The organism is Streptomyces sp. NPDC001668, from assembly GCF_042893155.1.
In the GTDB taxonomy this organism is placed as follows: Bacteria; Actinomycetota; Actinomycetes; order Streptomycetales; family Streptomycetaceae; genus Streptomyces.
Genome location: NZ_JBIAUQ010000002.1, coordinates 608,112 through 626,447 on the forward strand (window position 1 = coordinate 608,112; position 18,336 = coordinate 626,447).

Here is an 18,336-nt window from a genome sequence, read left to right on the forward strand (position 1 = left end):
CATTCTGCGTGGCATGCGGACGGAACAGCTGGAATACATCGCCGCGGTGACACGGCTCGGCTCGCTGCGCCGGGCGGCGGAGGAACTGCGCCTGTCGCAGCCCGCGTTGAGCGAGACCGTGCGGAACCTGGAGCGGGAGCTCGGGGTCGACCTGCTGGAGCGCAAGCGGTCCGGGGCGACGATGAGCGCGGAGGGCCGGGAACTGCTGCCGCACATCGTCGGCGTGCTGGAGGCGGTGGACCGATTGCGGTCGGCGGCGGGGGAACAGCACCGCATCAGCCGTATGGTCCGCGTCGGCACGGTGAACGCGGCGACCGTGCCGCTGCTCATCCCGGCGGTCGGGGACTTCCGGGCCGCGCACCCGGTCACCCAGGTCGAGGTGGTCGGCGCGCAGCAGACGGACATCCAACGGGCCCTCGCCGAGGGCGGGTTCGACCTGGGCCTGGTCAACCACCTCGACGGCGACGACACCCCGGCCGGCTTCGAGTCCACCCGGCTGCTGCACGGGCGGCCGGTGGTGTGCCTGCGCCCGGACAGTCCGCTGGCCGCGCGGACGTGTGTGTCGGTGGACGATCTGCTCACCCAGCCGTTGATCGCGATGCGTACCGGCTATGTCATGCACCGCTTCGTCCACCGGCTCCTCGACGGCCGTGGCGCGTCCTTCGCGTACTCCACCGACGGCGCCGAGATGGGCAAGCTGATGGTGGCCGAAGGGCTGGGGGTGACCGTGCTGCCGGACTTCAGCGTGGTCGGGGATCCGCTGGAGCGGCAGGGCACGATCACCCACCGGCCGATCGAGTCGGACTCGACCCGGGTGCTGCTGATGCTTCAGCGCCGCAGGGCCGAGTCCGTGCCGCGGGCGGCCCGGGATCTGCACGAGGCGTTCGTGCGCCGGGCCCGGCAGCTGGGAGGGACCCTCACCGGCTCCTCCTGAGCCCGCCCGTCAGACCCGCGGCCGAGGGCGCGGTCAGTCCTCGTCACGCCCCGGGACCACCACGAGGAACGCGTCGGACTGGAGATCCATCACCACGGTCGCCGGTTCACCCTGCGCACGCCTTTGCGCCGCGTACTCCTCCGCCGGCCACGATCCGCGAGGAGCTCCCGCAGGAAACCGCTCCAACACCTTCGCGCCCATAGCAGCGAACACCTCCAGCATCGATCCACCACTCGAACCGTCTTGTCTCGTACGAATGCGGCTTCCCGCGACGGACGCGACCATGTCCCGCGTTTTCGGCGTTTTGGCCCGTGAGAGAGCGGCTCGCCGCCCGCACCCCGCCCAGGCCGCCCCGCCGACCGTTCACGGCACACCGCATCCGAAGCGGGCCGTGGCACGGAAGTGATCAGCAGGGGGACCGGGACGGAGGACAGGGCCGATGGAGCACGACGGCACAGGACACGACGGCACAGGAGAGGGTCTGCGCTGCCTGGTGACGGGCGCCACCGGGTACATCGGCGGCCGGCTCGTCCCCGAACTGCTTTCGGCGGGTCACCGCGTACGCTGCCTGGCCCGCTCCCCGGACCGGCTGCGCGACCACCCCTGGGCCGGCCGCGCCGAGGTGGTGGCCGGTGACGTGACCGACGCCGCGTCCGTGGCCCGGGCCCTGGACGGGGTGGACGTGGCGTACTACCTGGTGCACGCCATGAGCGCGGGGAAGGGCTTCGAGGACACCGACCGCAGGGCCGCGCGGATCTTCGCCGAACAGGCCCGGGCCGCGGGCGTGCGACGGATCGTGCACCTCAGCGGGCTCATCCCGGCGGACGTGCCCGAGGACGAGCTCTCCCCGCACCTGCGTTCGCGCGCCGAGGTGGCCCGCATCCTGCTCGGCTCCGGGGTCCCGGCCACCGTCCTGCGAGCGGCCGTCGTCATCGGCTCGGGCTCCGCCTCCTTCGAGATGCTGCGGTACCTGACCGAGCGCCTTCCGGTGATGGTCACGCCGAGCTGGGTGCACACCCGCGTCCAGCCCGTGGCGGTCCGCGATGTGCTCCGGGCCCTCGTCGGCAGCGCCCGCATGCCGCCGGAGGTCAACCGGGCCTTCGATCTCGGCGGCCCTGAGGTGCTCACGTACCGGCAGATGATGCTCAGGTACGCGGCGGTCGCCGGGCTCCCGCGCCGGGTCATCCTGCCGGTGCCGGTGCTCACCCCCGGGCTCTCCAGCCACTGGGTGGGCCTGGTGACCCCCGTGCCCGCCGCCATCGCCCGGCCCCTCACCGAGTCGCTGCGGCACGAGGTGGTCTGCCACGAGCACGACATCGCCGGCCATCTCCCCGGCCCGCCCGTCGCTCCGATCGGCTTCGACGAGGCCGTACGGCTGGCTCTGCGGCGGGTGCGGGAAGCGCGGGTCACCACCCGGTGGTCGTCGGCCTCGGTGCCGGGCGCCCCGAGCGATCCGCTGCCCACCGACCCCGACTGGGCCGGCGGAAGTCTCTACAGCGACCACCGGGAGCTGCCGGTCGACGCCTCGCCGGAGGCACTGTGGCGGGTCGTCGAGGGCATCGGCGGTGAGAACGGCTGGTACTCCTTCCCCTTCGCGTGGGCGGTACGGGGCCTGCTGGACCGGCTGGCGGGCGGGGTCGGGCTGCGCCGCGGACGCCGGGACGCGGCGAGGCTGCGGGTGGGTGACTCGCTGGACTTCTGGCGGGTCGAGGCGATCGAGCCCGGCCGGCTGCTGCGGCTGCGGGCCGAGATGCGGCTGCCGGGCCTGGCCTGGCTGGAGATGGGCGTGGCGACCGGCGACGACGGCCGCACCCGCTACCGGCAGCGCGCCCTGTTCCATCCGCACGGCCTGCTCGGCCAGGCCTACTGGTGGAGTGTCGCGCCCTTCCACGCGATCGTCTTCGGCGGCATGGCCCGCAACATCGCCCGGGCCGCGGCGGGTTCGGCGGCCCGCGCTCCGGAGCACGCCCCCGTCCCCTGACCTCCCCGCACCCCGGAGTACGCACCATGAGCATCTCGGTCGTCCTGTTCACCTGCGACCTGCGCCTGCACGACCACCCGCCGCTCACGGCGGCCCTCGACGGCACCGAGCAGGTCGTCCCGCTGTTCGTACGGGACCGTGCCGTGGACGCCGCCGGATTCGCCGCCCCCAACCGGCTGGCGTTCCTCGCGGACTGTCTGCGCGACCTCGACACCGGTCTGCGCGAGCGGGGCGGCCGGCTGGTCGTGCGCTCCGGCGACCTCGTCGACCAGGTGCGCAAGGTCGCCGCGGAGGCGGACGCCGACGAGGTGCACATGACCGCCGACGTCAGCGCGTACGCCCATCGGCGGGAGGAGCGGCTGCGCCGGGTCCTGGAGGCGGAGGGCGTACGGCTGCACGTGCACGACACGGTGACCACGGCCGTCGCCCCCGGCGAGGTGGTCCCGGCCGGCTCGGACCACTTCGCCGTCTTCACGCCCTACTTCCGGCGCTGGTGCAAGGAGCGGCTGCGGGACCCGCTCGCGGCCCCGCCGACCGTACGGGTCCCGGACGCCGTCGGCTCCGAGCCGGTGCCCTCCCGTGCCGACCTGGCCGGGCTCTCGGAAGGACTCGCCCCGGGCGGTGAGACGGAGGGCCGCGAGCGGTTCACCGGCTGGCTGCGGTCCGGCGTGGCCGGGTACGAGGACCGTCACGACGACCTGGCCGGCGACGCGACCTCCCGGCTCTCCCCGCACCTCCACTTCGGCACCCTCTCCCCCGTCGAACTCGTCCACCGCACCCGCCGCTTGGGCGGTGCGGGCGCCGAGGCCTTCGTACGGCAGCTCGCCTGGCGCGACTTCAACCGGCAGGTGCTCGCGGCCCGCCCCGCCGCGGCCGCCGCCGACTACCGCACCCGGCACGACCGTTGGCGCTCCGAGCGCACCGCGGGCGAGGACATCGAGGCGTGGCAGGAGGGCCGCACCGGTTACCCGGTCATCGACGCGGCGATGCGCCAGCTGCGGCACGAGGGGTGGATGCACAACCGGGGCCGGCTGCTGACCGCGAGCTTCCTCACCAAGACGCTCTACGTGGACTGGCGGATCGGCGCCCGGCACTTCCTGGACCTGCTGGTCGACGGCGACCTCGCCAACAACCAGCTCAACTGGCAGTGGGTGGCGGGCACCGGCACGGACACCCGGCCCAACCGGGTCCTCAACCCCGTCATCCAGGCCAAGCGGTACGACCCGGACGGCACGTACGTCCGCCGCTGGGTGCCCGAACTGGCCGCGCTGGAGGGGTCCTTGGTGCACGAGCCGTGGAAACTGCGGGGCGCGGAACGGGCGGCGCTCGACTACCCGGATCCGATCGTGGAGCTGCCGGAAGGGCTGGCCCGCTTCAGGCGGGCGCGTGGGCGGGAGTGAGGTGACCGAGGTCAGCCGGGGGTCGTCGGCCGCTCCGGCGCGTACAGCGCGGCCAGGGTGTCCAGGGCGTCCTCGAAGACCGTCGGCCGCAGCATTCCCGGGCCGGGTCGGCCGAGCCAGCCGGGCCCGCCGAGCATCACCACGGGCCTCCTGCGCGCGCCCTTCACTCCCCACTGGGCACCGGCGAGGTGCCGGGCCAGCGGCAGGCTCGCCGTGGAGCGGGCCTGGGCCCACAGCACCACGGCCGCCGGGCCGAGCCGGTCCACCGCCGCGGTCAGCGCCTCCACGGGTACGGCGGCCCCGAGCATCCTGGTGGGCAGACGCAGTTCGCCCAGGCCGGCGTTGAGTGCCTCCAGCGCCAGGGTGTGCTGCTCACCCGGGACGCAGGCCAGCACCACCGGCCCGGGTCCGAGCACGTCGCCGTGCCGTACCGGCGGGCGGGTCCAGCGGCGCAGCGCGGTGGACATGTGCCAGGACAGCAGATGCTCGACCTCGACGTAACGGTCCCCGGACGAGGCCCACTTGCGCCCCACGGCATGCAGCGTGGGCACCATCACCTCCTGCCAGGCCACGGCCAGGCCGTGGGTCTCGACCGCCGCGGTCAGCTGCTCCTCCACGGCGGGCGCGTCCAGGCGCACGGCGGCACGCGCGAGGCCACGGCACTCCTGCCGCACATCGCCCAGGGGGAGCGTGCCGGCCGCCCGGGACCGTGTCGGGGTTTCGGGCGCTCGCTGCGGAACCGTCCCCGGGGACGCGGACTCCTTCGCCGCACGCGCCGCCTCGGCGGGCGGCACACCGGCGGACGTGAGCCGGCACATCGCCTCCAGTACGGCGATGTCGCGCGGGGTCCACCGGCGGTGCCGGCCGTCGGTGCGAACGGCGGGTCCGATGCCGTAGCGACGGTCCCAGGAGCGCAGCGTGGTGGGCGACACTCCCAGGCGACGGGCCAGGGCACCGGTGGTGAGGCTCGTCGCGGTGTCCGGTGGGCTCTCCTTCATACGGCGACTCTACGACGCAGAAGCGATGCAAGTTGTTGTCGATACCTCTACACATAAAGGAAAAATAAGCGCAGAATGGGCCCAGGCGGCGCTTACCGCACACCGCACCAGACGCGGTCAGGCCAGTAAGTCAAAGGAGACGAGTCATGGCCAACGTCTCGCACACCAGAGGTGACATCACCAGCCACCCCGACGCTCCGGAAATGCGGGAACGCTACGCCCGCATGCTCGGCGGCCGCGATGTGGCGCTCGTGGACGGACCGGTGTTCCTGCTCGGTCTGTACTGCGCCGTGTCCCCCTGGATACTCCACTACACGACGAGCCAGCCCGCCCTCGTGACCCACAACCTCATCGTGGGCATAGCGATCGGCCTGCTCGCCCTCGGCTTCACCCAGACCCCTGAGCGCATGTACGGCCTCAGCTGGGCCTTCTGCGCGGTCGGCGTCTGGATGATCATCGCTCCCTGGGTCGTCGGCGAGAGCCCCGACGCCGGTGTGGCGCTGAACAACATCATCATCGGCGCCCTCGCGGTGATCCTGGGCCTGATGTGCACCGTCACGGCCGCGAAGAGCGCCCCCAAGCCGTAGACGATCCCCGGCACAAAAGACGGCGGGCCGGTCCACCGGGCGTGGGCCGGCCCTTCCGCGTGCTCACAGGAAGAGCCCGAGTTCGCGCCGGTGTTCCGCGACCCACTCCGCCGCGGCCCGCACCTCGTCCACGGCCCCCGCCGCGCGCAGCCCGATCATGGCCCGCTCGCCCCGCAGCGCGCCCGCCTCGATCCCCTTCCAGCACCGGTCCTGCCACCACAGCACCGTGTCCAGCACCTCGTCCCGCCCGTCGACACCGTAGGCATCGCAGATCAGCCGGATACGGCGGGCGGCGTCCCGTACGTCCACGATGCCCGGCCCCAGGTCGAGGTACTGCCAGCACACATGGGCGATGTCGTGCATCCGCTCGCCCGGAGCGGCCAGGTCCCAGTCGATGAACGCACGGGGCCGCCACGCGGCGTACACGGTGTTCTTGGGCGCCAGGTCGTTGTGGCAGACGACGTCCTGGTCGCCGGCGAGCGCCGTTCCGTGGGTCAGGTCGTGGAAGACGCGGACGAGCCGGGCCACCTCCGCGAGGGCCTCGTCGGTCCGGGCCGCGGCGCGCTCCCGCGGGGTCACGGCGGCCCGGCCGTCGATGTGGCCGAACGTCTCCCTGCCGAGTTCGTCGACGCCGAGGAACCGCGGTGCGCCCGGCCAGCCCGCGCTCTCGAACAGGGCGAGCAACTCCCGCACGAAAGGCGACCGTTCGGACGGCGGGCGCCGTACGGTCTCTCCGACCCGGACGACCTCGTTGACCGCGCCGCCGCCGAGCACCGACTCCTCCATACGACCGCCTTTCCACGGCAGGATCGGTCCATGGACACGAACCGAACCCTCACCCTCGTCCCGCCGGAGCGTCTCGAAGACTACGGCGTCCGGCTGCGCGCGTGGGCCGACACCGACCTCGCCGACCTGGTCGCGCCGTACGACGATCCCGAGATGGCCCGGTGGACGCCGGTGGCGTCGCCGTTCGACCTGGACACGGGACGGGCCTGTCTCGCCGGCGCGAGGGAGGGGCAGGCCGAGGGGCGGAAGGTCCGGTTGGCCATCACCACGGACGGGACACCCCCGCGGGGTGAGGTTCTGCTGTTCGGCAGCGGGGCGGACGAGCGGGACCTGGAGCCGGCCTACGGCGTCGGTCCCGCCCACCGGGGGCCGGGGCTGGCCGGGCGGGCGGTGCGGTTGGTGGCGGAGTACGCCGTCCGGGAGATCCGAGGCCGTCCTGCGCACCTGCCGGCCGCGCGCCTGAGACCCCGTGGCAGGTGCGCCCGTCGGCAGGCTGCGTGGGGTGACCGACGGGCGCACGGTGAGGGACATCGCGGCCGAGGAGACGGCCGGCCGGGTGGATACCGGCCCGGATCAGCTGACGTTCAGCGCCGTGTCGTCGATGACGAACGACGTCTGAAGGGTGGAGCCCTCCGTGCCGGTGAACTTGACGGTGACGGTCTGTCCGGCGTAGCCCGCCAGGCTGAAGCTGCGCTGGGTGTAGCCGGAGGCCGCGTTGAGGTTCGAGTACGTGGCCAGGGTGCTCAGCACCGTGCCCGAACTGTTCAGGACCTGCGCCTTGAGGGTGTCGTAGGCCGTGCTGGTGGTGGTCTCGGCGGTGTCCACGTGCAGGTAGAAGCTGAGCGTGGCGGTGGTGCACGCGGACGGGATCGTCACCGACTGGGACAGGGTGTCGGTGCGCGCGGAGCCGTAGCCGTCGAGCCATGCGTAGTAGGAGCCGGTACGGGGGGACTCGCTGCCGGAGTTGGTGATCACTCCGCTGGTCCCGGTCCAGGTCGAACTGCCGGACTCGAAGCCGTTGTTGCCGAGGAGCTGGGCCGACGTGCAGGTGGAACCGCCGCCGGTGCCCCCGCCGCCGGTGCTGCTGCCGCCGCCGGCGAGCCATGCGGTGGCGTTGAGGGCGAGGGCCGCGTTGGTGGCGCCGGAGTCGTTCCAGCCGTCGTAGAGGGTGTTGCCGGACTGGCCGGTGCCGTCGTCGATGGGTGAGCTGTCGCCCCAGAAGGCGACCCGGCCGCTGCCGAAGGTGCTGGTGGCGAAGAAGGCTCCGGTGTTGCCCGAGTAACCGGTGCGGTAGAGCAGGCCCTTGACGTTCGCGTTGTCGGCGGGCTTGAGGGTGGCCGTGGTGCCGCTGGCGATGAGGCTCTTGGTGACGGTGCCGAAGGAACCGTGCAGGACGGGATTGGTGCTGTCGCTGATGGCCGACGGATAGTCCGAGCTGATGCTCAGCGAGTCGATGGAGAAGCCGAACGGGTCGGTGGAGTCGACGCTGTTGTTGGTCATCAGGTCGTTGAGGATCTCGACCGCGTCCTCGCCGTCGTTGTTGCGGTCGGCGCCGGTGTGGTCGGAGATCATGAAGAGGCCGCCGCCGTTCTTCACGAAGGTCATGATCGCCGTCTTCTCGGCGGCGGTGAAGAGCGTGTTGGGCTCGGGCAGGACCAGGGTGTCGAAGTTCGACAGGTCGGTTGCCGAGGAACCGCCGTAAGTCAGGGCGCTCGTCGCGGTCTTGAGGCTGTAGTCGCCGGTCTTCTGGAGGGCGACGCCCCAGGAGGAGAGGGCGCCGGTCCAGTCGGTCTCGGCGGAGGGCGAGGAGTCCTGGCCGAGGGGGTCGGGCTGACTGGTGGAGACGATCCAGTCGGCGTTGCCGGCCGTCTCGGCATGGGCGTTGTCGAACAGGATCCGGTGCGGGGTGGCAGCGGCGGCGGGCGTGGCGGTGGCCTGCACGACGACACCCGCGGCGACGAGGGAGACGCCGGCGAGGAGCGCGCCGAGTCTGCGGCGGGGAAGGGTGAGTCCGGGCATCTGCATACCTCCGTGAGGAGTTGGGGGGGAAGGGTGATGCGGGGACGAGAACTACGCGCATAGATACACGATCAATTTGAACGGTACATGGCACCCAGAAGGCTGAACAGAACGGTCCGGGCGCTCCGGCCGAGGATTGACCCGGTGTTGACCGGCGGTTGGGACACCACGTGACTGTCGGCGCCGCCAGCGGGCATCCGGAGTGCATCCGGGCTCATCGGAAAAGGGGCGGAAATGGAAGTCGACGGCATCATCAGTGCCATTGTGATCGGCATCGTCATCGGTGTCCTGGGCAGGCTCGTGGTTCCGGGCCGTCAGCGCATCGGGATCCTGTGGACCATCCTGGTCGGCATCGTGGCCGCACTGATCGGCTCGGCGATCGCCGGGGCCTTCGACGTGGCCGACACCGACGGCGTCGACTGGGTCGAGTGGCTCATCCAGATCGGCCTCGCCGCGCTGGGCGTGGCGGCGCTGGACCGGTCGAAGGCGCGCCGCTGAGTTCTGTGGGAACGAGGCGGTGCCGGGGCGGTGCCCCAAATCGCGCGAAGGCGCGCCGGAATCTCCGGCGCGCCTTCGCGCGTCGGGGGTGGTGTCGAGCGTGGGGGCGGTGACGTGCGTTGGGGCGGTGACGTGCGCAGAGGCGGGGTGGGCAGGGGCTGTGCCGGGTGAGGGGAGCCGCCGGGCGTGGAGAAGGCGCCGGGCCTGGAGGAGCCGCCAAGCGTAGGGGCTGCGCCGCGCAGAACGGGCCTTACCCAGAGCCGGGGCGTGCGGGGACCGTTGCCGGGGCGGGGAAGCCGACGCGCGTGGAAGTGGCGGCGCGGGTAGGGGCAGGCGAGCTGCCGCGCGGGGAAGAGACAGCACGCGTCGACGAAGCCACCGAAGGTCAAAGGCCGTGCCCCGCCGAACGAGCCCCGCCCAGAACCGCGCCACACAGGAGCCGTGCCGGAGCAGGCGAGCCGCCGCGCAGGGAAGAGACGGCACACGTCGACGGAGCCACCGAAGGTCAAAGGCCGTGCCCCGCCGAACAGGCCCCGCCCAGAACCGCGCCACACAGGAGCCGTGCCGGAGCAGGCGAGCCGCCGCGCAGGGAAGAGACAGCACGCGTCGAGGGAGCCGCCGAAGGTCCAAGGCCGTGCCCCGCCGAACAGGCCCCGCCCAGAACCGCACCACACAGGAGCCGTGCCGGAGCAGGCGAGCCGCCGCGCAGGGAAGAGACAGCACGCGTCGACGAAGCCACCGAAGGTCAAAGGCCGTGCCCCGCCGAACAGGCCCCGCCCAGAACCGCGCCACACAGGAGCCGTGCCGGGGCAGGCGAATCGCCGCGCAGGGAAGAGGCGGCGCGCGTCGAGGGAGCCGCCGGCCTCAGGGTCGGTGTCCGGCGTAGAGCCGGCTCATGCGCAGGTGCCGGGGCACAGGACGCAGTGGGTCAACTGACCACGCAGGCCCAGGTGTCGTGGCACGCGCACGTGCCCCGGCGTACCCGGGTTCCTGTCGCGCACGCAGATGCCACCGTGCCGCGCCCGGACGACGATGCACACGCAGATGCCGCGGCAAGCGCAAGCGCTGCGGCACGCCCGGAAGCCGTGGCACCCCAGACGCCATGGCACAGGCAGCCACCTCGACACAGACGCCTGCGCCGCGCGCCGATATGACCGGCCCCCGCACTCGCCCTGGCCGCAAATCCGTTGCGGACGCCAGAGCACGACGGCAGGCTTCAAGCGCCCGCCGCCCCACCCCGCCCACCCCTGCCGGAGACCCGCTTGTCCTTCTTCGCCATCATCCCGCTCGCCGATCCGCAGCCCGCCGCCTCCAGCCGCCGTCTGGCCTGGCTGGCATCCGGAGAGGACGGTGTCCCGCTCGGGTCCGCCTTCCTGCGGCTGTTCACCCGAGAGGGGCAGGAGCACCTCGCCGAACTGGAGCTCGCGGTGCACGGTGCCGAGCGGCGCCAGGGCGTGGGGACCCGGCTTCTGGAGGCCGCCGTGGACGCGGCGAAGGCGGAGCGACGGCGGTCGGTGATCGCCCAGGCCGTGCAGGGCGCCCCCGGCGACCTGTTCCTCGCGGCACGGGGCTTCCGGCAGGTCCTGGCGCTCACGTACGCCCGGCTCACGCTGGCCGACGTCGACCGTGCCGCGATCGACGCGCTCGTCGAACTGCCCCACCCCGGCTACCGGTTGACCGAGTGGGAGGGCACCGTGCCGGACGCACTGGCGCGTTCGTTCGCCCAGTCGCGGCGGGCGATGAACGACATGCCGATGGAGGGCACGGACTTCGGCACCGTCGTCTGGGACGTCGACCGCGTAGTCGCGGCTGCGGAGGCGGTCGCGCGGCGCGGTGAGCTGCTGCACACGGTCGCCGTCGTGGACGCGGCGGACGGCAGCGTGGTCGGCTTCTCCGAACTGGTCGTGCCCGGCGACGGGTTGGGCGACGGCCAGCATTACGGCACCGCCGTGCTCCCCGGGCATCGTGGGCGTGGTCTCGCCGGCTGGATGAAGGCCGCGGCCGTCCGCCATGCCCTCGAACGGCACCCGGGACTGGCCGGGTTGTGCACCGACACCGCGGAGAGCAACGCCCCGATGCGCGCCGTCAACGACGCCCTCGGATACCTGCCGACACACCGGGCCGTGGAGTACCAGCTCGACCTGTGATCACTTTCAAAGCCGCGGCCGGTACACGTGCGGTTGCGTGATCGTCAGCGGTTCGAAGCCGAGGCGTTCCAGGATGGGGCGGCTGGTGGGCAGCGCGTCGACCTGGAGGTAGCGGTATCCGCGGTCCACGGCGGCCCGGGCGCGGTGGGCGACCAGGGCGCGGTAGATGCCGCGGCCGCGCCAGCCCTCGACGGTGCCGCCGCCCCACAGGCCGGCGAAGCGGGTGCCCGGCACGAGTTCCATGCGGGCCGCGCTGACCGGCACGTCCCCGGCGAGCGCGACGACGGCGACCACGGTGTCGGGGTCGTCCCGCAGCCGGGCGAGCAGTTGGTGCCGCAGACGGGAGCTGTCGGTGCCGAAGGCCTTCTCGTGCACGTCCGCCACCAGGTCGACGCCCGCCCGGTCGGTGACCGGGAGGAAGCGGACCCCCTCGGGCGGCTCCACGTCCAGGGTGAGGTCGGCGACCTCGGCGATCATCAGCGTCTCCTCGGGCTCGGCCGTGAACCCGGCCGCCCGCAGCCGTTCTCCCAGGTCGAAGGGCCGGTCGTGGCCGTACAGCTTCCACTCGAACTCGCGGCCGCGCCCCGTGTAGTAGGCGATCTGCTCGGCGATCGCCTTGTCGGCGGTCGACTCGTCCAGGTCGGACCAGACGACACCGTCCCATCCGTGCTCGGCGGCGACCTGGCGGACCACGCCGCCGACCCGCTCGACGCGGGCGCCGGGACCGTCGGGCTGGGCGCCTTCGCGCATGTCCCGGTCGAAGAGGGCGAGTACCGCAACATGATCCATGGGCTCACTCCATCACCCGCACGCCTCCGCGGCAATGGCGTTTACGGCCGCCCGGCCTCCGCGCGCACCGCCGCCAGATAGGCGCTGAGCCGGTCGCGGTTGCGGGCCAGGCAGTCGATGCGGGCCTGGATGCGGTCGACGTGCGCCTCCAGGAGTGCGGCCGTCTCCGGCGTCAGGTGTTCGGGCGGCAGCAGGATCTCCTCCGGCCCCGACAGGTACGGCAGGATCGTGCGGATCATCTCGGTGGTCAGGCCCGAGTCCAGCAGCCCGCGGATCTGCTGGACGTCCCGGACCGCCGCCTCGCCGAAGGCGCGGTAGCCGTTGTCGGCCCGCTCGGGGTGGAGCAGGTCCTGCTCCTCGTAGTAGCGCAGCAGCCTGGTGGGGACTCCGGTGCGGCGGGACAGTTCACCGATTCTCATGACACACTCCCGGGTCGCCCTTGCCTTCACACTGATGTGAAGGTCCGAGCATGGTCGCATGACCACCGTCTCCCAGGCCAAGGGCACAGCCCTGTCCGCGTCCGCTCCGCTGCCGTGGTCGGGGCTCCTCGCCCTGTCGACGGCCGCCTTCACCGCCGTGCTCACCGAGTTGCTGCCCGCGGGTCTGCTGCCCCGCATGGCCCCGGCTCTGGGTGTCTCCGAGGCCCGGATCGGCTTCCTGGTCACCGGGTACGCGGTCGCGTCGTTCGCCGCCGCGATCCCGCTCACGGCGCTGCTGCGCGGGCTGCCGCGCCGGCCGGTGCTCGTCGGGGCGCTGCTCGGCTTCGCGGTCAGCAACGCGGTGGTGGCGCTGTCCTCGTCGTACCCTCTGACGTTCGCCGCGCGGCTGCTGGCCGGGGGCATGGGCGGGACGCTGTGGGCGATGCTCGCCGGGTACGCGGCACGGATGGTGCCGGCCGGACGGCGCGGCCGGGCGATCGCGATCGTCCTGGCCGGGATCACCCTCGCCCTCTCCCTGGGCGTCCCGGCCGGAACGGCGCTGGCCGGAGCGGTGGGCTGGCGCACGGCGTTCGGGTTGCTGTCCGGGCTCGCGGTGCTGCTGGTGGGCTGGGTGCGACGGCGGGTGCCCGCTTTCCCGGGGGAGACGCCGCACGCGCGCGTACCGCTCGTCCGGGTCGCCACCTTGCCCGGCATCCCGGTCGTCCTGTCCGTCACGCTGTTCCTGCTGGTGGGGCACCAGGTGATGTACACCTACGTCGCTCCGTTCGCGGCGCACGCCGGCTTCAGCCGTACGGGAGTGGTCCTGCTGGTGTTCGGGGCGGCGACCGTCGTGGGGATCTGGATCACCGGGGCGCTGGTGGACCGGTGCCCGCGGCCGGCGCTGCTCGCCGCGCTGGGGCTGTGCGCGGCCGTGATGCCCGTGCTGGGGCTCGCCGCCGGGGTGCCGGGCGTACTGCTGATCTCGGTCGCCGTGTGGGGCGTCGCCTTCGGGGGCGCGCCGACCCTGATCCAGACGGCGCTGGTCGACGCCTCGGGCCCGGAGCGGGCGGACGCGGCCACGTCGTTGCAGACCACGGTGTACAACGCCGGGATCGCCACGGGTTCGCTGACGGGGGGTGTCGTCCTTGAGGGCCTGGGCGCCGGGGCGCTGCCGTGGACCGCGCTGCCGCTGGTCGCGGGGGCCCTCGGGGTGGTCACCGTGGCCCGAAACGCGTTTCCGGCGACGCGGCGGTGACCTTAGGCTCGGGGCGAGGAGGGCCGATTCCATGGTCGTGAAGGACACCGAACTGCCGTATCTGCGGCGTTGCGTCGAGCTGGCCGCCGAGGCGCTGGAGGCCGGGGACGAGCCGTTCGGCTCGGTCCTGGTGAGCGCCGAGGGCGAGATCCTCGCCGAGGACCACAACCGGGTGGCCTCGGGCGACCGCACCCGGCACCCCGAGTTCGAGCTGGCCCGCTGGGCGGCGGCGCGTCTGACTCCGGGCGAGCGGGCCGCGGCCACCGTGTACACCTCCGGTGAGCACTGTCCGATGTGCGCGGCCGCGCACGCCTGGGTGGGCCTCGGACGCATCGTGTACGTCGCCTCGTCCGAGCAACTGACCGAATGGCTAACCCAGTTGGGGGTTCCGGCGCCACCGGTGCGGCCCCTGCCGGTCAACGAGGTCGCCCCCGGTGTGGCCGTGGAGGGCCCGGTGCCCGAGCTGACGGAGCGTGTGCGGGACTTGCACCGGCGGTTCCACCAGGGCTGACACACCATCTCCCGGGATGCAGCCCCGGACCCCCGGTGCCTACGATCGAGATGGATCCCGGACCAGATGGAAGGCCCGGTCTCCTCCAGTGGCCAGTGGGGGGAGGCGCTTGCCCGTGCAGCCGGCACGTCGGCCGATGGCCGCGCACCTCACCCTGGTCGTCCTCGCCACCCTCCTCTCCATGACGGTCCCCTCCGCGCGCACCGCTGTGGGCCCTCATCGGACTGGCCGGTGTCTGCGCCGTGCTCCTCGGCGTCCGGCTGCACCGTCCCGCCCACCGCTGGCCCTGGTGGACGCCGGCGGCGGGCCTGCTCACCTTCACCACGGGCGACACGTACTACAACGTCATGGAGGGGTACTCCGGCGACTCCGGCGTCTCCAGCCCCTTCCCCTCCCCCGCCGACGCTTTCTGTCTCGCCACGTACCCGCCCTTCGCGGCCGGCCTCTACGGCCTCATCCGCCGCCGCTGGGCGGGCCACGACCTGCCCAGCCTGCTGGACGCGCTGATCTTCACCGCGGGACTCGCCCTGCCCGTGTGGGTGTACCTCGTACAACCGCTCGCCGAGGCCGATGGCCCGACCTGGCAGCAGCGGGCCATCAGCATCGCCTGCCCCCTCGGTGTCGTGCTGGTGCCGGCCCTGCTGCTGACCCCGGGCCCCGTCAATGGGCACAACCGGTCGGTGCAGCTGCTGGTGGTCGGCTCACTGACTCTGCTCGGCTTCGGCACCGCGTACGGCATCCTCCAGCTCAACTCCGTGTGGCAGGCCGGCACCCCGCTGGACTCCGGGTGGATCGTCTTCTACACGGCCTGGGGCCTGGCCGCCCTGCACCCCTCGATGACGGCGCTCACCGCCGCCGTACCGCAGAAGCGGTCCCCGCTCCCGCCGCCGCACCGGCTCCTGATGCCGGCGGCGGTCACCTTCATCGCCCCGGCGATCCTGCTGTACGAGGCGGTCACCCACACCGCCCACCACACGGCCGTGATCGCCGCCTTCTCGGCTGTGCTGTTCCTGCTGGTCATCCTGCGGCTGGCGGGCATGGTCGTGGCCCACCGGGGAGCCATGGCCCGCGAGCCGGCCCTGCGCCGGGCGGCCGGGTCCCTGGTGTCGGCGATACGGCAGCAGGAGGTCGCGCGGTCCTGCGAGGCCGCCGTCGACATGGTCCTGGGGCCGGAGATCCGCCACCGGACCCGGCTGCTGTCGGCCGAGGAGGCGGCGCCCCTACTGCCCCGCGAGGCCCGCCGAGTGGCCCCCCGCCGACCTCGGACCGGACATCGCCGCCCGGCTGGAGGGGCTGCCCGTCGTCCTGGTGTGCGCCATGACACCGCCCGACCGCCCGGCCGCCGAGAACCCGGGCGTCCTGCTGGTCGCCGGCCCGCCGGGACCGCTCGCCGACACCCGCGCCTCCCCGGAGATCCTCGCCTCCCACGCGGGGCTCGACCGGCTCAACACCACGCTGACCGCGCCGGCGGGGCGCTTCCGGCTGCGGTCCAGGAACTGAGGAGGTGGACACGGTGACGATGACGCACAACGACGACGTGGACTGGGACCGTTGGCCGGTCGCCGACTATCTCGCCGAGAACTACCGGGAGGTGCACCCCTCGGACGCCGAAGTGATCGCCCATCACTCCGGGTTCTACCGGCGTCTGGCACCGGGAGCGGTCGGCCGGTCGGTGGAGTTCGGCGCCGGGCCCAACCTCTACCCGCTGATCCTCGCGTCGGCGGTGAGCCGTCACGTGGACGCCGTCGAGGCCGGCGCCGGCAACGTGGCGTATCTGCACCGGCAGATCGTCTGCGGGCCCGACGCGAGCTGGCTGCCCTTCCACACCCTGTGCCGCGAGCTCAACCCCGCCGTGCCGAGAACCCTCGCGGGATCGCTGGCGCAGGTGCACGTCGTCCACGCGGACGTCCGGGACCTGGAGCCGGGCGGGTACGAGCTGGCGTCCATGCACTTCGTCGCCGAGGGCGCCACGGAGGACGTCGCCGAGTTCGCCGACTTCTGCCGGGCGTTCGCCCGGTGTGTGGTGCCGGGCGGGTACCTGGTGGCCGCGTTCATGGAGAACATGCCGACCTACCGCATCGGACCGACCTCCCGCTGGCCGGGCTGCCCGGTGACCCCGGCGGGCGTCAGGGAGGTGTTCGGCCCGCTGACCCGGGAGCTCTCCGTCACCCGCGTCGACACGGATCCGACACCGCCGGACCACGGAGACTCCGGGATGGTGCTGCTGACGGGGGTGACGGCGGAGGGGTAGGGGCGAGCCGCGGCCCGTCGCCGGCGGCACAGGGTGGGGCACATCTCATGATCCCGCCCGCCCGGAGGCGTACCGCCGAAGGGCCGCTTATCGTGATCGAGGGCGCCGATGGGCGTCCTTGGAGGCATGGATGCTCGCCAAGGTGACGAGGCGGCGATGCGCTCTCTCCGGAGCCGTGGGGCTGGCCCTGCTCGGCGCCGGACTGCCGTCCGTGACCGCGGACGGCTCCGGACCGGACCTGTCGCGCTTCTACCGCCAGAAGATCAAGTGGTCGAAATGCGTGGGCATGGAGGCCCCCGCGGACCTGCAGTGCGGAAAGGTCACGGTCCCCCTCGACTACGCCAGACCCCGCGCGGGCACGATCGAGCTCGCGCTCGGCCGCTACCGGGCCGCGACCCGGCACAAGCGGGGCTCGGTGCTGCTGAACTTCGGCGGCCCGGGCGGCGCGGGCGTGCCCGAACTCGCGGCCGACGGCGACGACTTCATGGCCCTCACGGACGCGTACGACGTGGTGTCCTTCGATCCGCGCGGCGTGGGCAGGTCCTCCCCGGTCAGCTGCGGCGCCGGCACCGACGAGGCGCTGGCGGCCACCGGCGACGACACGGCGCTCGCCCGGGATCCCCGGTCGGTGCTCGGGAGGTTGCGGAAGGCGGCCGACCAGTGCGCCAAGCACTCCGGGCCCGTGCTCCCTCACATCGGCACGGTGAACGTCTCCCGCGACCTGGACGTCATACGCCAGGCCCTCGGCGACAAGAAGCTCAACTACCTCGGCTTCTCCTACGGCAGCCGGCTCGGGGCGGTGTACGCGGCCCAGTTCCCGGAGAAGGTGGGCCGGCTGGTGCTGGACGGGGTGGACACCCTCACCGAGCCGCTGTCCGAGCAGGGCGTGGCGGGCGCGGCCGGGCAGCAGACGGCGCTGGAGGACTTCGTCGACTGGTGCGTGAAGGACATCGCCTGTCCGTTCGGCACCGACGCGCGCGGCGCCCGGGAGCAGGTCGCACGACTCGTGGCGTCGCTGGACGAGGACCCGGTGCCGACGGACTTCGGCCCCGACTTCACCGGACAGGACCTGGTGGGTGCCATCGGCCAGGCCCTGTACAGCGAGGATCTTTGGCCCTCGCTGGAGCGGGCGCTCGCCGAACTGGTGGAGCAGGGTGACACGACGGGCGTCCTCGGTTTCGCGGGCGGCGGCTCCGGTTTCCTCACCCGTGCGCGCCCTCCCTCCGACGATCCGACGCACGACACGCTCGCCGACGTGGAGGACGTACCGCTCGACAATCTTCCGGCGGCGCTGATGGCGGTCAACTGCGCGGACGATCCCGACCGCCCCGGCGCCGACCGGATCACCCGGAACCTCACCAGGCTGCGCGCCGCCTACGAACAGGCGTCCCCGCTCTTCGGCCGTTACCGGCTCACCGAGTATCTGATGTGCTACGGCCGCCCGAAGGGCACCGACTTCATCCGCGAGAAGGTGCGCGACGTGTCCACCCCGAAGATGCTCCTCGTCGGCACCCGCGGGGACCCGGCGACGCCGTACCGCTGGACCGTGGAGAGCGCGAAGCGCCTCGGCGACTCGGCCGTGGTCCTCGACAACAAGGGCGAGGGCCACACCGGTTACGGCTCCTCCAAGTGCGTGCACCGCAAGGTCGACGACTTCCTGCTGTACGGCACCCTGCCACCGAACGGCAGCTCGTGCGGGGCGGAAGGTGACGACTGAGTACGCTCGTGCCGCGATCGGCTCCTTGACCGCCGTACTGGAGC

At 72.8% G+C, this 18,336-nt stretch carries 17 protein-coding genes and 1 pseudogene; 12 read left to right on the forward strand and 6 right to left on the reverse strand.

Annotated elements, in window-relative coordinates; translation table 11 throughout:
* The first annotated feature begins 13 nt into the window (after positions 1-13).
* Entirely contained in the window at positions 14-934 is a 921-nt protein-coding gene (locus ACFYZ8_RS08240; protein WP_359040332.1) for a LysR family transcriptional regulator, read from the forward strand.
* Between the two features lie 33 nt (positions 935-967).
* Here the strand turns inward: ACFYZ8_RS08240 and ACFYZ8_RS08245 are convergent, their stop codons facing one another.
* A complete protein-coding gene (locus tag ACFYZ8_RS08245) occupies positions 968-1,156 on the reverse strand; it encodes a hypothetical protein (protein ID WP_359040334.1) in 189 nt (62 codons plus the stop codon).
* Between the two features lie 217 nt (positions 1,157-1,373).
* Here ACFYZ8_RS08245 and ACFYZ8_RS08250 point away from each other — a divergent pair, with 217 nt between their 5' ends.
* Positions 1,374-2,915 (forward strand): SDR family oxidoreductase, encoded by a 1,542-nt coding sequence (locus tag ACFYZ8_RS08250; protein ID WP_359040336.1) that lies wholly within the window; start codon positions 1,374-1,376, stop codon positions 2,913-2,915.
* Positions 2,916-2,941: 26 nt separating this feature from the next.
* Positions 2,942-4,315, forward strand: a complete 1,374-nt coding sequence (locus ACFYZ8_RS08255) for a cryptochrome/photolyase family protein (protein ID WP_388531355.1) — start codon at positions 2,942-2,944, stop codon at positions 4,313-4,315.
* Positions 4,316-4,326: 11 nt separating this feature from the next.
* Here the strand turns inward: ACFYZ8_RS08255 and ACFYZ8_RS08260 are convergent, their stop codons facing one another.
* Entirely contained in the window at positions 4,327-5,313 is a 987-nt protein-coding gene (locus tag ACFYZ8_RS08260; protein ID WP_388531353.1) for a MerR family transcriptional regulator, read from the reverse strand.
* A gap of 146 nt (positions 5,314-5,459) precedes the next feature.
* On the opposite strand from ACFYZ8_RS08260, the gene ACFYZ8_RS08265 reads away from it, so the two are divergent.
* Positions 5,460-5,900, forward strand: coding sequence for an SPW repeat protein (locus ACFYZ8_RS08265; RefSeq protein WP_069758543.1), 441 nt, complete (start codon positions 5,460-5,462; stop codon positions 5,898-5,900).
* 63 nt (positions 5,901-5,963) lie between these two features.
* On the opposite strand, the gene ACFYZ8_RS08270 is transcribed toward ACFYZ8_RS08265, so the two are convergent.
* Positions 5,964-6,686, reverse strand: a complete 723-nt coding sequence (locus tag ACFYZ8_RS08270; protein ID WP_388531351.1) for a phosphotransferase — start codon at positions 6,684-6,686, stop codon at positions 5,964-5,966.
* Between the two features lie 30 nt (positions 6,687-6,716).
* On the opposite strand from ACFYZ8_RS08270, the pseudogene ACFYZ8_RS08275 reads away from it, so the two are divergent.
* Positions 6,717-7,100: pseudogene (locus ACFYZ8_RS08275) on the forward strand (GNAT family N-acetyltransferase); the annotation flags it as partial.
* Between the two features lie 159 nt (positions 7,101-7,259).
* Here ACFYZ8_RS08275 and ACFYZ8_RS08280 read toward each other — a convergent pair.
* Positions 7,260-8,705, reverse strand: a complete 1,446-nt coding sequence (locus ACFYZ8_RS08280; protein WP_388531350.1) for a hydrolase — start codon at positions 8,703-8,705, stop codon at positions 7,260-7,262.
* Between the two features lie 234 nt (positions 8,706-8,939).
* Here ACFYZ8_RS08280 and ACFYZ8_RS08285 point away from each other — a divergent pair, with 234 nt between their 5' ends.
* Together ACFYZ8_RS08285 and ACFYZ8_RS08290 are read left to right on the forward strand one after the other, a co-directional pair.
* A complete protein-coding gene (locus tag ACFYZ8_RS08285; protein WP_328784953.1) occupies positions 8,940-9,203 on the forward strand; it encodes a GlsB/YeaQ/YmgE family stress response membrane protein in 264 nt (87 codons plus the stop codon).
* A gap of 1,262 nt (positions 9,204-10,465) precedes the next feature.
* Positions 10,466-11,350 (forward strand): GNAT family N-acetyltransferase, encoded by an 885-nt coding sequence (locus ACFYZ8_RS08290; protein ID WP_388531348.1) that lies wholly within the window; start codon positions 10,466-10,468, stop codon positions 11,348-11,350.
* A gap of 6 nt (positions 11,351-11,356) precedes the next feature.
* On the opposite strand, the gene ACFYZ8_RS08295 is transcribed toward ACFYZ8_RS08290, so the two are convergent.
* Positions 11,357-12,139 carry a GNAT family N-acetyltransferase gene (locus tag ACFYZ8_RS08295; protein ID WP_359037093.1) on the reverse strand — a complete coding sequence of 261 codons (783 nt, stop codon included), beginning with the start codon at positions 12,137-12,139 and terminating at the stop codon, positions 11,357-11,359.
* A gap of 41 nt (positions 12,140-12,180) precedes the next feature.
* Positions 12,181-12,558, reverse strand: coding sequence for a MerR family transcriptional regulator (locus ACFYZ8_RS08300; RefSeq protein ID WP_359037091.1), 378 nt, complete (start codon positions 12,556-12,558; stop codon positions 12,181-12,183).
* A gap of 58 nt (positions 12,559-12,616) precedes the next feature.
* On the opposite strand from ACFYZ8_RS08300, the gene ACFYZ8_RS08305 reads away from it, so the two are divergent.
* The 5 genes from ACFYZ8_RS08305 (at position 12,617) to ACFYZ8_RS08325 (ending at position 18,292) form a co-directional block, all read left to right on the forward strand.
* Positions 12,617-13,813: an MFS transporter gene (locus ACFYZ8_RS08305; RefSeq protein ID WP_388531346.1), complete on the forward strand. Its 1,197-nt coding sequence runs from the start codon at positions 12,617-12,619 to the stop codon at positions 13,811-13,813.
* A 31-nt stretch (positions 13,814-13,844) separates the two neighbouring features.
* Positions 13,845-14,324 carry a nucleoside deaminase gene (locus ACFYZ8_RS08310; RefSeq protein ID WP_388531344.1) on the forward strand — a complete coding sequence of 160 codons (480 nt, stop codon included), beginning with the start codon at positions 13,845-13,847 and terminating at the stop codon, positions 14,322-14,324.
* 242 nt (positions 14,325-14,566) lie between these two features.
* Positions 14,567-15,841 carry a hypothetical protein gene (locus ACFYZ8_RS08315; RefSeq protein ID WP_388531342.1) on the forward strand — a complete coding sequence of 425 codons (1,275 nt, stop codon included), beginning with the start codon at positions 14,567-14,569 and terminating at the stop codon, positions 15,839-15,841.
* 2 nt (positions 15,842-15,843) lie between these two features.
* Positions 15,844-16,575, forward strand: coding sequence for a class I SAM-dependent methyltransferase (locus ACFYZ8_RS08320; RefSeq protein ID WP_388532106.1), 732 nt, complete (start codon positions 15,844-15,846; stop codon positions 16,573-16,575).
* Between the two features lie 130 nt (positions 16,576-16,705).
* Positions 16,706-18,292 (forward strand): alpha/beta hydrolase, encoded by a 1,587-nt coding sequence (locus ACFYZ8_RS08325; protein ID WP_359037085.1) that lies wholly within the window; start codon positions 16,706-16,708, stop codon positions 18,290-18,292.
* The last annotated feature ends 44 nt before the right edge of the window (positions 18,293-18,336 follow it).

What these genes read in the sequence shown, in the direction of transcription:
- ACFYZ8_RS08240 (WP_359040332.1), top strand. Translation starts at nt 14, where the DNA reads ATGCGGACGGAACAGCTGGAATACATCGCCGCGGTGACACGGCTCGGC.
- ACFYZ8_RS08245 (WP_359040334.1), bottom strand. Translation starts at nt 1,156, where the DNA reads ATGCTGGAGGTGTTCGCTGCTATGGGCGCGAAGGTGTTGGAGCGGTTT.
- ACFYZ8_RS08250 (WP_359040336.1), top strand. Translation starts at nt 1,374, where the DNA reads ATGGAGCACGACGGCACAGGACACGACGGCACAGGAGAGGGTCTGCGC.
- ACFYZ8_RS08255 (WP_388531355.1), top strand. Translation starts at nt 2,942, where the DNA reads ATGAGCATCTCGGTCGTCCTGTTCACCTGCGACCTGCGCCTGCACGAC.
- ACFYZ8_RS08260 (WP_388531353.1), bottom strand. Translation starts at nt 5,313, where the DNA reads ATGAAGGAGAGCCCACCGGACACCGCGACGAGCCTCACCACCGGTGCC.
- ACFYZ8_RS08265 (WP_069758543.1), top strand. Translation starts at nt 5,460, where the DNA reads ATGGCCAACGTCTCGCACACCAGAGGTGACATCACCAGCCACCCCGAC.
- ACFYZ8_RS08270 (WP_388531351.1), bottom strand. Translation starts at nt 6,686, where the DNA reads ATGGAGGAGTCGGTGCTCGGCGGCGGCGCGGTCAACGAGGTCGTCCGG.
- ACFYZ8_RS08280 (WP_388531350.1), bottom strand. Translation starts at nt 8,705, where the DNA reads ATGCCCGGACTCACCCTTCCCCGCCGCAGACTCGGCGCGCTCCTCGCC.
- ACFYZ8_RS08285 (WP_328784953.1), top strand. Translation starts at nt 8,940, where the DNA reads ATGGAAGTCGACGGCATCATCAGTGCCATTGTGATCGGCATCGTCATC.
- ACFYZ8_RS08295 (WP_359037093.1), bottom strand. Translation starts at nt 12,139, where the DNA reads ATGGATCATGTTGCGGTACTCGCCCTCTTCGACCGGGACATGCGCGAA.
- ACFYZ8_RS08300 (WP_359037091.1), bottom strand. Translation starts at nt 12,558, where the DNA reads ATGAGAATCGGTGAACTGTCCCGCCGCACCGGAGTCCCCACCAGGCTG.
- ACFYZ8_RS08305 (WP_388531346.1), top strand. Translation starts at nt 12,617, where the DNA reads ATGACCACCGTCTCCCAGGCCAAGGGCACAGCCCTGTCCGCGTCCGCT.
- ACFYZ8_RS08310 (WP_388531344.1), top strand. Translation starts at nt 13,845, where the DNA reads ATGGTCGTGAAGGACACCGAACTGCCGTATCTGCGGCGTTGCGTCGAG.
- ACFYZ8_RS08320 (WP_388532106.1), top strand. Translation starts at nt 15,844, where the DNA reads ATGACGCACAACGACGACGTGGACTGGGACCGTTGGCCGGTCGCCGAC.
- ACFYZ8_RS08325 (WP_359037085.1), top strand. Translation starts at nt 16,706, where the DNA reads ATGCTCGCCAAGGTGACGAGGCGGCGATGCGCTCTCTCCGGAGCCGTG.